General features: G+C 36.4%; 14 protein-coding genes. 9 read left to right on the forward strand and 5 right to left on the reverse strand.

Annotated features, from left to right (window positions below; all coding sequences use genetic code 11):
• Window positions 1–14: 14 nt before the first annotated feature.
• The 5 genes from FN817_RS09365 to FN817_RS09385 all read left to right on the forward strand — a co-directional run bounded on the left by FN817_RS09365 (window position 15) and on the right by FN817_RS09385 (window position 5,540).
• Window positions 15–944: a helix-turn-helix domain-containing protein gene (locus FN817_RS09365; protein ID WP_142717696.1), complete on the forward strand. Its 930-nt coding sequence runs from the start codon at window positions 15–17 to the stop codon at window positions 942–944.
• Window positions 941–1,747 carry a helix-turn-helix transcriptional regulator gene (locus tag FN817_RS09370; RefSeq protein ID WP_142717697.1) on the forward strand — a complete coding sequence of 269 codons (807 nt, stop codon included), beginning with the start codon at window positions 941–943 and terminating at the stop codon, window positions 1,745–1,747. The genes FN817_RS09365 and FN817_RS09370 overlap by 4 nt, the downstream gene beginning before the upstream one ends.
• A gap of 130 nt (window positions 1,748–1,877) precedes the next feature.
• Window positions 1,878–2,717 (forward strand): SDR family NAD(P)-dependent oxidoreductase, encoded by an 840-nt coding sequence (locus tag FN817_RS09375; RefSeq protein WP_142717698.1) that lies wholly within the window; start codon window positions 1,878–1,880, stop codon window positions 2,715–2,717.
• A gap of 166 nt (window positions 2,718–2,883) precedes the next feature.
• Window positions 2,884–3,798 (forward strand): helix-turn-helix domain-containing protein, encoded by a 915-nt coding sequence (locus FN817_RS09380; RefSeq protein WP_142717699.1) that lies wholly within the window; start codon window positions 2,884–2,886, stop codon window positions 3,796–3,798.
• Between the two features lie 89 nt (window positions 3,799–3,887).
• Window positions 3,888–5,540, forward strand: coding sequence for a serine hydrolase domain-containing protein (locus tag FN817_RS09385; protein WP_142717700.1), 1,653 nt, complete (start codon window positions 3,888–3,890; stop codon window positions 5,538–5,540).
• Between the two features lie 55 nt (window positions 5,541–5,595).
• On the opposite strand, the gene rimM is transcribed toward FN817_RS09385, so the two are convergent.
• From rimM to FN817_RS09405, 4 genes are all read right to left on the reverse strand, one after another.
• Complete coding sequence (gene rimM, locus FN817_RS09390) at window positions 5,596–6,138, reverse strand: ribosome maturation factor RimM (RefSeq protein ID WP_142717701.1); 543 nt, start codon at window positions 6,136–6,138, stop codon at window positions 5,596–5,598.
• Window positions 6,139–6,152: 14 nt separating this feature from the next.
• On the reverse strand, window positions 6,153–6,719 hold the full coding sequence (locus FN817_RS09395) for a 30S ribosomal protein S16 (protein WP_034698991.1): 567 nt from the start codon (window positions 6,717–6,719) through the stop codon (window positions 6,153–6,155).
• A gap of 196 nt (window positions 6,720–6,915) precedes the next feature.
• A complete protein-coding gene (locus FN817_RS09400; protein ID WP_142717702.1) occupies window positions 6,916–7,428 on the reverse strand; it encodes a nitroreductase family protein in 513 nt (170 codons plus the stop codon).
• A gap of 111 nt (window positions 7,429–7,539) precedes the next feature.
• On the reverse strand, window positions 7,540–7,989 hold the full coding sequence (locus FN817_RS09405; protein WP_047420780.1) for a hypothetical protein: 450 nt from the start codon (window positions 7,987–7,989) through the stop codon (window positions 7,540–7,542).
• A gap of 132 nt (window positions 7,990–8,121) precedes the next feature.
• On the opposite strand from FN817_RS09405, the gene FN817_RS09410 reads away from it, so the two are divergent.
• The gene (locus tag FN817_RS09410; protein ID WP_142717703.1) at window positions 8,122–8,484 is read left to right on the forward strand and encodes a DUF805 domain-containing protein; all 363 of its coding nucleotides are present in this window, start codon (window positions 8,122–8,124) and stop codon (window positions 8,482–8,484) included.
• A 35-nt stretch (window positions 8,485–8,519) separates the two neighbouring features.
• On the opposite strand, the gene FN817_RS09415 is transcribed toward FN817_RS09410, so the two are convergent.
• Entirely contained in the window at window positions 8,520–9,050 is a 531-nt protein-coding gene (locus FN817_RS09415; protein WP_142717704.1) for an SRPBCC family protein, read from the reverse strand.
• 198 nt (window positions 9,051–9,248) lie between these two features.
• On the opposite strand from FN817_RS09415, the gene FN817_RS09420 reads away from it, so the two are divergent.
• From FN817_RS09420 to FN817_RS09430, 3 genes are all read left to right on the forward strand, one after another.
• Window positions 9,249–11,285, forward strand: coding sequence for a M3 family metallopeptidase (locus FN817_RS09420; protein ID WP_142717705.1), 2,037 nt, complete (start codon window positions 9,249–9,251; stop codon window positions 11,283–11,285).
• A 127-nt stretch (window positions 11,286–11,412) separates the two neighbouring features.
• Window positions 11,413–11,829: a DUF1801 domain-containing protein gene (locus FN817_RS09425; RefSeq protein WP_142717706.1), complete on the forward strand. Its 417-nt coding sequence runs from the start codon at window positions 11,413–11,415 to the stop codon at window positions 11,827–11,829.
• A gap of 38 nt (window positions 11,830–11,867) precedes the next feature.
• Window positions 11,868–13,178 (forward strand): hypothetical protein, encoded by a 1,311-nt coding sequence (locus tag FN817_RS09430; RefSeq protein WP_142717707.1) that lies wholly within the window; start codon window positions 11,868–11,870, stop codon window positions 13,176–13,178.
• Window positions 13,179–13,189: the final 11 nt, after the last annotated feature.

A 13,189-nucleotide genomic window follows, 5' to 3' on the forward strand; every position in this document is an offset into this window, starting at 1 on the left:
AAAATCACAAAACTATGTACCAGGAAGCTCTGCTCAAGGAAATCCGAAGAAAAATAGGTGAAAAATCTTTAAATGATGAGATCGCCAACATTCTTAATATCAGCTATGACGCGGCCCACAGAAGGACTTCCATGAAAGCCAAGTTCAGTTTTGAAGAGGCTTTGGAGCTCGCCAGATACTATCAGATCTCATTGGATCAGTTTCTGGGAACAGAAAATCAATTGGTTGTCAAAAGAACACAACCGGTAAGAACCACTGAAGATCTTTTAAACTATTTCGAAAACTCTTTGAAGATTTTAAATGTTTTTCAGAATATCAACAATTCCAAAGTATTCTATTCTGCAAAAGACATCCCGTTTTTTTATACCATTTCAGATTCAATATTATCCCGTTTCAAGTTTTATGTCTGGATGAATTTACTGAATCAGGACAAGTTTTTAAGTCCGTTTCATGAGTTTAGTATGGAATATCATTCAGTAAAAAATGACCTGCTGAAAGATCTTTATGATAAACAAAACGTCACCGAAATCTGGAATGACACCACCATTATGAGTGTTTTGAGACAAATCTCCTTCTACTATGAAATGGGATTATTGAAGAAAAATGATGTGGATCTTATTCTTGATGACCTGAGGAAATTACTGGAAAGTCTGGAAATTAAAACACTGGAAAAAACTAATTTCCAGATCTATGTGAATGATTTAGTCATTTTAAACAACAGTATTTTATTCAAAAATGAGCAGCAATGTTCCTTTTTCGTTCCTTTCAGCATGTTCGGATATATGATGACCAATGATAAAATCACCTGTGAAGATTCTCTGAGCTATTTTGAGCATCAGATCAAGAACTCCAGATCCCTGAACGAATCCGGAAACCGGGAAAGGAAAATGTTCTTTAATAAAATGTATGAACAGATTGACCGATTAAAACAAAATTTATCATGAATACCCTGCGTAAAGGAGAATATTTTGGAGAAACCAATCAAATAGTCAATCTGGAAGGATTGATCATCACTGATACGGAGTATACGCATCCTTATGTAGACTGGCATTATCATGAAAATGCTTACTTCACTTTTTTGCTTCAGGGCAATATGAAAGAAGGGAACAGAAAAGAAACCTATGGCTGTTCTGCCGGAACATTATTGTACCATCATTGGGAAGATCCGCATTACAATAGTAAACCGGATATCTTTACAAGAGGCTTTCATATCGAGCTCACTCAAAGTTGGTTTGACCGGTTTGATATTCAGAAAAATAAAGTGGAGGGCAGCTTTAATATAAAAGATCCCGCTTTAAAACTACTGGTTTATCAGATGTTCAAAGAAACGAAAACCAATGATTTATCTTTTGAACTGGCCGTTACTCAGTTATTATTGCATCTTTTCAGTCAATTGGCCCATCAGAAGGAAAGTAGTGATAGAAAACCAGTTTGGGTAGGTCAGATCAATGAAATTTTACATGAAAGCTTTACAGAAAGCCTGAATCTTACGGAACTTTCTAAAACATTGAATATTCATCCTATCCATCTCAGCAGGGATTTTCATAAATATTTCCATTGCAATCTGGGTGAATATCTCAGAAAATTAAAACTTAACAAATCACTTGAATTGCTGACTTTATCCCATTCTTTGACGGATATTGCCATAGAATGCGGCTTTTCAGATCAGAGTCATTTTACCCGATGTTTTAAAGAAAATATCGGAATTACTCCATTGAAATACAGGAACCTTCTGAAAAATTATTAAAAGTTCTCCGAATACAAAGGAAATAAACCATCATTCACGATTTGGATACATCATTCCCCGATTTGGATACATTTCCCCTTTCGTAAGTTTCCATCTTTGTACCATCATTTAAACAAAAAAATATTTAAAAATGGAAACAAAAAAAGTATGGTTCGTGACAGGAGCTTCAAAAGGCTTAGGATTCGAGTTGGTAAAAAAATTATTATCCGAAGGATTTCAGGTTGCTGCAACAAGCCGTACCATTGAATCCCTGATCTCAACCCTCGGAGAAACTTCTGAAAACTTCCTTCCGCTCGGCGTAAACATTACAGACAATAACGATATTAAATCTGCCATTGCCAAAACGGTTGAACATTTCGGAAAAATTGATGTAGTTGTGAATAATGCCGGTTATGGACAAATCGGAACATTGGAAGAACTTACAGATGAAGAGGCGAGAGAAAATTATGCTGTGAATGTTTTCGGAACCTTAAATGTGATCAGAAATGCCATGCCTTATCTCCGTGAGCAAAGGTCTGGAAACATCTTCAATATTTCTTCCGTTGGCGGATATTCCGCTAATTTTCCGGGTTGGGGAATTTACTGCTCAACAAAATTTGCTGTTGCCGGATTTACTGAAGCCTTGGCCGAAGAAGTAAAGGATTTCGGAATTCATGCTACTGTAGTATATCCCGGATATTTCCGTACAGATTTTTTAAGTAAAGATTCTGTAAAAACACCTTCCAATCCTATTCAGGCTTATGAAGCAGCAAGAAATTCTGAACAGGCTCATCTTAATGACATCAACGGAAATCAGCCAAATGATCCGGAGAAGGCAGCTGATGTACTGATTCAGATCAGTAAAGAGAAAAATCCGCCGGTACATTTATTATTGGGAGTAGGAACGATGGAGTTTCTGAATAATAAGATTGATATCTTAAAGAAAGATGCTGAGAAATGGGAAAGCCTTACCGTTTCTACTGCGATTTAATTTGATACTATTCTTCGACTCCGCTCAGGATGACATTCCTAATACTTACTATTTTAATTTAATCGGATGAATTAAATATAAAACTTTAGAGGTCAGCCTGACCGGAGTCGAAGGCTTTATGATATCATGCATTATAATATTTGCAAAAACACTTAACTTCGCAATTATGAAACAGCCGGTTCATTTTAATTCCATTTCAGAATTTCATGCTTTCTGCAGTCTTCCGAATCCCGAGCATCCACTGATCAGTTTGATAGATTACAGCAAGGTTCGTTATGTTGTAGAAAATGAAGAACTGAAGTGGATCCAGAATTTTTATTCTATTGGTTTGAAAAAAAATGTCACTCCAAAGTTTAATTACGGTCAGCAGCAATATGATTTTGACTCCGGAGTATTGTGTTTTGTTTCTCCCCAGCAGTTTTTAAGCCTGGAAATAAGACAGGATGTTGAAGTAGAGCCTACCGGATTTTTATTGTTGATTCATCCCGATTTTCTGTGGAATACTCCATTAACCAGGAAAATAAAGTCTTATGATTTCTTCAGTTATCAGGTAAAAGAAGCTCTTTTTCTTTCCGATAAAGAAGAGAAAACCCTTGTTGATATTTTTAAAAATATTGAACGGGAATATCAGTCAAATACCGATCGATTTACACAAGAACTCATCATTGCCCAAATTGAATTATTACTGGTTTACTCTGACCGTTTTTATGAACGTCAATTTTTCACCAGAAAAAAATCAAGCCACGAATTATTATACAAGTTTGAAGATATCCTTTCCCAATATTTCGAAAGCGGAAATCTTCTTGAAAGTGGAATTCCATCGGTAAAAACCATTGCCGAACAAATGAATATTTCACCTAATTATCTCGGAACCTTACTCCGCTTACATACGCAGCAAAATACCCAGCAGCATATTCAGAATAAATTGATTGATTCCGCCAAAGAACGTTTGATTACCACAAGCTTATCTGTAAGTGAGATTGCTTATGAATTGGGATTTGAACATCCGCAGTCTTTCAGTAAACTCTTTAAACAAAAGACGAATCAGTCTCCCGGAGAATTCAGAAAGCTGTTCAATTAGAATATGTGGCGAATAATAAAATAGCAATGTTAATTTCATTCTATTTTACCATGAAGAAGTTTGTTACTTTTGTTTAAATACTTCTTCCAATGAAACCAGTTCTATTATTGATCTTTATTTTCACATTTTATCTGTATCAGGGACAAAACAAAAACATAGTCAATCCTGAAAAAATTGAAAATCCGATTCAAAAAAATCATATCGGAAAAATTGTTTTCGTTAATAAAACTATTGCTCTTGAAAACCTTAAGGATTCGGACTTTCTCAGTTCTTCTTTATTCCAGGAAAACGGAGATCTTGGTATTCATGCTTTTTTTGACAACTCTCTAGTTAATTATCTGCATCAGCTTGAACCCAATTGGACGGTTGATGAACTGTTGAAAAACGGAAATTATCAATTCTCATTTTATGTAGACGGAAAACTGATCCATAAAGAAAATCTCAATACAGGTGCAGGCATTGCAGATCATAAAAAAGTCAAAACCACACTGCGAATTCCTCTTCTCAGCAGCAAAAACGAAGATTCATGGGGAAGGTATTTATGGATGCGTTTTTATATGTCCCATAACGGGATTGATGCTCTGTCAGAAGGAAATCATACCTTAAAAATTGAAATACGCCCGTATCTCAACGCTTCTACACTCAAAACAGGATCTGTTATCGCAGAAGGTCAGATCAACCTCAACGTTCCTTCCCAAAATATTCCTGAGCATCAGATCGCCATTCAACCCATTCAATCCAACAGCGGATGGAAGGTTTCTCAGGAAAAAATCAACACAGAAGCTATCAGAAATCTGAATAAGAAAATTGCAGAAAACAGATTTAAAAATATAACTGGAATTGTCATTATAAAAGATGGAAAATTGCTGCTGGAAGAATATTTCAACGGATCCGGAAGAGATTCTTTGCAGGATACCCGTTCTGTAGGGAAGTCATTTTCTTCAGCGTTGACGGGAATTGCTGTCAAAGAAGGATATTTAAAAAGCGAAAATCAAAACCTGAAAGAGTTTTACAATTTGAAACAATTTAAAAACTATTCTTCTCAAAAAGAGAATGTTACTATAAAAAATTTGTTGACAATGAGTTCCGGATTTGATGGGAATGATGAAAATTACGAATCTCCAGGAAATGAAGAAAATATGTATCCTACCGAAAATTGGGTAAATTTCACATTAGATCTGCCGATAACAGAGAATACACCAGGGAAAAACTGGAGTTACTTCACTGCCGGAGTTGTGGTAACAGGAGATATTTTGGATAAATCGGTTCCACAAGGCTTAAAAAACTATGCTGATAAAAAGTTATTCCAACCCCTTGGAATCACAAATTATAAATGGCAGTTTACTCCACAGCAAAAGCCGTCTCTGGCGGGAGGACTTCGTATGAAAGCTCTTGATTTTGCAAAATTCGGGCAGCTCTACAGCAATAATGGAGTTTGGGAAGGAAAAACTATTTTGAGTAAAGACTGGATTAAAAAATCTTTTACCAATTATTTCCCGGACCGTCAGGATTTTGAAGGGTATGGATATTTATTCTGGAGAAAAGTTTATACGGTGGGAAACAGCAGTTATGAAGCTTTTCAATCCAGCGGAAATGGTGGAAACAAGATCATCATCTTCACCAAAATACCAGTTGTAATGGTAATTACCGCACAAGCTTACAATAAGCCTTATGCCCATTCACAAGTTGAAAAAATGGTACAGGAATATCTTTTACCCGCCTTGAAAATGGGTAATGAGTAATCGGTAATGAAGTAATAGTAATGTAGGAAATTGAGGAAGAATAGCTTATTGCAAACTATTCGTCTTTCTTGGATGGAACCAGAAATACGTCAATAAGACCTTCAGGAAGTTCCATTTTGATTATTCTTTCTTCTCGGTCAACTTCAAGAATCCAGTCTTTGATCATAGGAATAACTACTTCTTTTCCATCCAGATTGGTAATGAAATACACCTGCGCCGTCTGATCATTTACAGATCTGATCACTCCACAGCTGTTATCATTTTGATCAAAGATTTCAAACCCGATGATCTCGTGATAGTAGAATTGTTTTCCCGAAAGTTTGGGCAGTGAAGCAAGCGGAAGGTAAACATTTTTACCCAATACCTGGTCTACCATAGCCTCAGAAGAGTTTTTGAATGCAAGATTCAGAGCATCAAGTTTGCTCCATGATGATCTTTCAATAAAAAATGGAACCAATAATCCGTTGATTTCAACGAATATTGATTCCAATTTATTGTAAAGCTCGGGTTGATCGGTATCCAATTTAAGGATTACGTTACCCGCAAGTCCATGTCTGCGTGTGATTTTTCCTAAAAAATAGCAATCTTCTTTACGCATAACAGGGTTTGTTCTTAAGCTTCAGTGTTTTCTTCAGTTTCAGCAGCAGGAGCTTCTCCTTCTGTAGCTTCAGCAACAACTTCTTCAGCAGGTGCGTTAGCAGCTTCTTCAGCAGCTTTAGCATCAGCCTCAGCTTGTGCAGCAGCAGCAACTCTAGCTTCGTTTACTTTTACTTCAGCTTCTAAAGCTGCTTTCTTAGCATCAGCTTTAGCAGTTGCTAAACCTTCTACTTTACCTTGTACTTTAGAGTCTTTAGCTTCTACCCAAGCATTGAATCTTTTTTCAGCTTCAGCTTCGTCAAAAGCACCTTTAGCTACACCACCTTGTAAGTGTTTTTTGTAAAGAGCACCTTTGTAAGATAAAATAGCTCTAGCAGTATCAGTAGGCTGAGCACCGTTGTTTAACCACTGTACAGCGGAATCAACGTTCAATTCGATAGTTGCTGGATTAGTAATTGGGTTGTAAGTTCCTAGTTTTTCGATGAATCTACCATCTCTTCTCGCTCTAGAATCTGCAACCACGATGTGGAAAAAAGGTTTTCCTTTTTTACCGTGTCTTTGTAATCTGATTTTTACTGACATAATGTTTGAATTTTACGGGAACTCGTCCCAGTTAAATATTTAAGAGTGCAAAGATAGTAAAAAAGTTTAAAGTAAAAAGCGACAAGTAAAAAGTTTTATAAAATTCATTTTCCAGAAGCCGGGAACCTGCTCTCGCTACTCGCTTTTTTCTTTTAGAAAGAAAAAGAGCTTAAACAAACCGCTCGATCAGGGCTATTTATTCCATATTACCCATGTAAAATAATCCCAGACACTTCTGGTTTTCTTCAATAGTAAGAGAATTTTTCAATTCATCTACAATTTTGGGAGAACTCCAATAGCATCCGATATTATTCGCTGTACAGGTAAGATACATGTTCTGAACCGCCATTGAAACAGCGGCTATTTCTTCCCATTCAGGAACCATTCCGCTGAAGTTGACTACGATAGAAACTACAACATTGGCTTTATTGATTTTAAAACCGATATCATTGTATTTTTTTTCCAGGAAAAGCTGCTCAGGTGTAATTGCTTTATAGATAGCCTGCATTTCTGAGGCCAGCTGTGCTTTCTCTTCACCTTTGAATATTTTGAAACGCCAGGGTTTTGTACGTTTGTGATTGGGAGCCAGTGTAGCAGCATTTAAAATTTCCTCCAAAACTTCCTGAGATATTTCTGTATCCGCATAATCTTTTGGGAAAATACTTCTTCTTTGCTCTATGATTTCTTTTAAAATGGATGCTTTATTCATGTAACAAAATTACGAAAAAGATGGAAGCAGGAAGCGGGATGAAAGAAGTTTAATATTTGATTGGCTGATAGGTACCGGAAACTTATCAAAATTACTTTTTACTTTTTACTTTTACAAAACCTCTATAACCTTCTGATGGATTTTGTTTAAGGTAAACTCATCACCGGATTTCATACCCATCATTTTTTTGGCCATGGGGCTTTCAGGAGAGATGGCATAGAACCGGTCTCCTTCAAAAAAGAATTCCCCTAGTGACACGGATATATAAAACCGGGCCTTATTGGTAATGACCAGCGAGCCAAGCTGTACTCTTTCCGTAGCGGTATTCAGGACTTTTGCCATATTTCTTTTAAGATCATTCAAAGCTCCCAGCTGTCGCTGCATCTGGTAAATCTCCTCCTGCATCTCTTCTCTCATACTGTCATATTTCGGAGTTTTTTTGATGTCACGGCTGGCTTCCAGGGTAAATTCGATAAAGTTTTTAAGCTTTTCAATTTTCTCTGCGATGGTAGTTTTCACAAAGTCTCTGATATCACTTTTTTCAAATACGATCTTCTCCATACAATCTATTCTTTATATAAAGATAATATTTTTGGAATAATATTTCTTTGACTTAACATAAAAAAACGATTGCAAAATAGCTCATCATTTTTAAAAATATTTTTTAGCTTTGCCCCTTTAAAATCTAAAACCATGTTTAAAACACCATTTTCATTTGATGGGAGAATCAGAAGGACAGAATACGGATTGTCCTATCTTCTATATCTGGTATTTTCTGTGCCTTTCAATTTTTATTTTCAGACTAACGAACAGCCATCCGGGGGTGTTATTATCGTTTTCTTCCTTTTATTAATTCCATTTCTTTGGTTTTTTATTGCACAGGGAGCAAAAAGATGCCACGACAGAGGAAATTCAGGTTGGTTTCAACTAATTCCTTTGTATGGTTTATGGATGTTATTTGCAGACAGTGACCACGGACCCAATGAATACGGACCTAATCCTAAGGGTGAAGGAAACTATAACTCGATCAACGAGATTGGTAAGAAAGAATTGTAGTAAAAAAGCCTTGTAAAATTTACAAGGCTTTCATTTTATTTTTCAGCAAGTTTTTTCAGATCACCCAACCCCTGGCTAAACATTTTATCCATATTTCCGTTCATCAGTGGTTTCATAATTTTCATCATAGGAGTAAGTTCATTATCAATCATCCAGGTCACTTTGGTACCGCTTCCTTCAGGAACCATAACAAAATTAGCCTTCATATCTCCTTCAAAAGGTTTTATAAAGTGAAGTTTTGTAGCCATTTTCTGATTAGGAACCAGCTCAGTAATTGCCTGCTCTCCTTCTCCTACATTTTTATCACCTTTCCAGTGATAGGAATCTCCTACTTTATCGCCGTTCCCTGAATACGTAATCACAATATTTTTATCAGCCTTGGAAAAAGGATCCCATTGATTGTAGCCTTTTAAAGTACCTACATAAGGCCACACTTTTTCCTGTGGCGCATTGATGACAACAGATTTTTCATAATGATAATCTTTACTGAAAGCCAGCATTGCAATTACAGCATAGATAATAGCCAGCACAATGATGGCACCAATGATTTTTAAGAGTGTTTTCATAGTCTATATATTTTAAGGTTATTTATTTTAAATCGGTTTCAAAATTAAATATTCCCACATCACTCTCACTTTCCATATGACAAGATTATTTAAAGATAAGTATTTTTGTCATAACTTGTGAGTAAGGCATTATTTTTGAGCGTTTCAGCTGTGATTCCCAATGAATCATTACATTTACCTTATATAAAAGATCAAAAAATGAATATTTTAACAGAAAAATTTACTACTCCATATCATTCAGCACCCTTCAGTGATATTAAAAATGAAGATTATCTTCCGGCGTTTAAAGAGCTGATTCAAAAATCTGAAGCAGAAATTGATGCTATTGTCAACAATACGGAAGCACCCACTTTTGAAAATGTTATTGAAGCATTGGCGTATTCAGGGGAACAGCTGGATGTGGTTTCAAATATTTTTTTCAACTTAAATTCTGCAGAAACCAGCGATGAGATCCAGCAGATTGCCCAGGAGGTTTCTCCGATCTTAACGGAATATTCTTCAAAAATATCTCAAAACGAAGCCCTTTTCAACAAAATCAAGAAAGTATATGATGAAAAGGACAAATATAATCTCAACGAAGAGCAGGAAATGCTTTTGAACGAGACCTACAAAGGTTTTGTAAGAAGCGGAGCTTTACTGAATGAGGAAGACAAAGAAAAATTAAAGAAAATCAGCATGGATCTTTCTTTAAAATCTTTACAGTTCGGACAGAATGTTTTGGCTTCTACAAATGCTTATTTTAAACATATCACGAATAAGGAAGATCTTGCAGGAATTCCTGAGGCTATCATTGATCAATATGCTGAGGAGGCTAAAGAAAGAAACCTTGAAGGATGGGTAGTAACTTTACAATACCCAAGCTATATTCCGTTCATGACGTATGCTGAAAACCGCGAACTGAGAAAGGAACTGGCACTGGCAAATGGTAAAAAATCCTTTGATGGCGGAGAATTCGACAATCAGAATCTGATTAAAGAACTACTTAATCTAAAACAGCAGAAAGCTGAACTTATCGGGTATAAAAATTATGCAGATTTCGTTCTGGAAGAAAGAATGGCGAAGTCTCCGGTAAAAGTTTTTGATTTCTTAAACGAGCTTTTAACCAAAGCAAAACCATATGCTGATAAAGAAATTGAAGAACTGAAATCTTTAGCCAAAGCCGACGGAATTGAAGAAATGCAGGGTTATGATCATGCATTCTATGCTGAAAAGCTTCGTAAGCAGAAATTTGATCTTAATGATGAGGAATTAAAACCATACTTCCCGTTAGATCAGGTACAGGAAGCAGTATTCGGATTGGCAGGAAAACTTTTCGGACTGACTTTTGAGGAGAGAAATGATATTCCGAAATACCACGAAGATGTAAAAGTATATGAAGTAAAAGAGGCCTTCGGCTCCGCTCAGGCTGACAGCTACAAGGCATTATTATATGTTGATTATTTCCCAAGAAAAGGGAAAAGAGCCGGTGCATGGATGACCAGCTACAAAAATCAGTATAAGCAAAACGGTGAAAATTCCCGTCCGCATATTTCAATCGTTTGTAACTTCAGCAAACCGACAAAAGATACCCCCAGCCTACTGACGTTCCAGGAAGTGACTACTCTTTTCCACGAATTCGGGCACGCACTTCACGGAATGATGGCAGATACCCAGTATCCTACACTGTCTGGAACTTCTGTAAAATGGGATTTTGTGGAACTTCCATCTCAGTTTCTGGAGAACTTCTGTTATGAGCCTGAGTTCTTAAAAACATTCGCCAAACATTATAAAACCGGGGAAGTACTTCCTGATGGAAAAATTGAAAGAATAGAGCAGTCTAAAAACTTCATGGAAGGTTATCAAACTTTAAGACAGCTTGGATTCGGACTTCTGGATATGAATTATCATACAAAAGTTGGAGAGTTGGAGAATGAAAGTATAAAGGATTTTGAAGATAAATATACCAAAGCAACCACTCTTTATCCTTCCAATTCTGAAACGGCAATGAGCCCAAGTTTCTCCCACATTTTCCAGGGCGGATATTCTGCCGGATATTATTCTTACAAATGGGCGGAAGTTCTGGATGCGGATGCTTTCCAGTATTTCAAAGAAAATGGAATCTTCAATCCTGAGATTGCAGCCAAATATAAAGTATTGCTTTCTTCAGGAGGAACAAAAGATCCAATGGAATTGTATAAAAGCTTCAGAGGCAGCGAGCCAAAAGTGGAGAGTTTGCTGAAAAGAGCATTTGGATAACCAATAAAAACGGATTCACAGATTACTATAAAAGAACAGCAATTGCTGTTCTTTTTTGTTTTCTCATTACGTGTATGGTGCTTTATGAAATTTTGTAAATTAGTCACTCAATAACCTCAAATTTCACATGACCATCCAAGAACAAATCAAAGACTATATCAACAGCCAGCCTGAGAAAAAGCGTAATGATATGCAGGAACTGCACCACATCATTCTGGAACTTATGCCGGAATGCCAGCTATGGTTTCTGGATGGTAAAAACAGTGAAAATAAAACAGTTTCCAATCCCAATATCGGCTATGGATTCTACACTATACAATATACTGATGGAAAAACCAGAGATTTTTATCAGATCGGAATGAGTGCCAATACCTCTGGGATCTCAATTTATGTCCTCAATATTGCCGATAAAACCTATCTGAACACAACCTATGCAGATAAAATAGGTAAAGCCAGCGTAACCGGATATTGCATTAAATTCAAAGCGTTGAAAGATATCAACATTGAAATCCTGAAAGCAGCAATAAAAGATGGTCTTAAGTAATATATTTCTGAATAAAAATATCTTTTAACTTTGTCTTTATGGCAACAATTAAACAGCTTTATACAACCTTAGATGAACGCAGACGCCCAGAAGATGTTGCAGAAATGATCGTTGATGTCTTGAAAAGCGATCTGAAAATTCAGGAACATGCTATTTTAAGTAAAGCAGCCAACCGTTCTCTGAATAAAAATTTCTATGGATATACCTCGATGCTGGAAACTTTTGGAACAGCCATCGGAGCTGGAAAGCAGATCAAAAAAGCGACTGATATTTTTAAAATCAATGAAAAAGAAAATTCAGGGTACAATAATGTGGATGAAATTGAAGCTTTCCTAAAAGAAGTTTCTTCCCTTATTCACAAAGATATCGGGCAAAATGATTTCAGAAAAGACCGTCTTAATAAAGATTTGAGAAAGCTCGCCGGAATGGATATTTCCAAGCGGAATTATAATAAAAAGTGGAGGCTTCTGAAAAGGATTGAGATCAGGCTTCAGAAATTTATTCAAGAATCAAAAAAAATCGAGCTTCAGAAAATTGCCAAGCACGGACTTTCTCATACCATCAGCTTTGAAGATTTCTCCGTTGATATGAATACCGCATGTTTTATTGCCTACTTCAATGCCCGCAGCAATCTGAGAAGCACATTTACCAATCAAAGTCAGGACAGGCCTTTTGATGAAATATGTGATATGCTTTTCAACCGATGCAAACAAAATCCGTCAGAAACAAACTGGTCAGCTATTTCCTATAGCTACTCTTCTAAAGAAGTTTTACAGCATTTGACAGATGAACAGAAAGGAAATTTATTAGGAAGATGGACCGTTATTCTTGAAGAAATTTCAGAATTTCTGGAAACACTTTGGAATGAAAATGATATCTACCGAAAAACCATGGCTGTCAAAAAAGGGAATGATTCTACTACATGGAATAATACAGCCGGAGCCTGGAATAAAGCCAGAGATAACTGGATGAATCTGATTTATGCCCTAGGGCTAGATTCTGTTCTTGATGATCTTTGCTTTGGAAAAGTGATGCGTCTGATGGCTTCCGATGTTATCGCATGGCACTTATCTTCCGGTGGTAAGATAGATCCCAATACAGAAGTGTGGAATAATGTACCTTTGCCGTGGGAAGTTTTTCAGGAAAAAGTTTTTTGTAATAAGGAAACTATTGTCAATGCTTGTAAAGAAGCTGGTATAAATCCTGAAAAATCAGGATGGATTGCACCCCGTACTCATGGAGTAAGCCCATTCAGACCCACTCCTGAACTGGTGCATGGTGTAACGGTTTCAAATCCTTTTTTAGCAAAGGTTTTAAAACAGAATAAATATTTTTCAGGAAAAATCTGAAAGAAAAATAA

The sequence above is a fragment of the Chryseobacterium rhizoplanae genome, assembly GCF_900182655.1.
Lineage (GTDB): Bacteria > Bacteroidota > Bacteroidia > Flavobacteriales > Weeksellaceae > Chryseobacterium > Chryseobacterium rhizoplanae.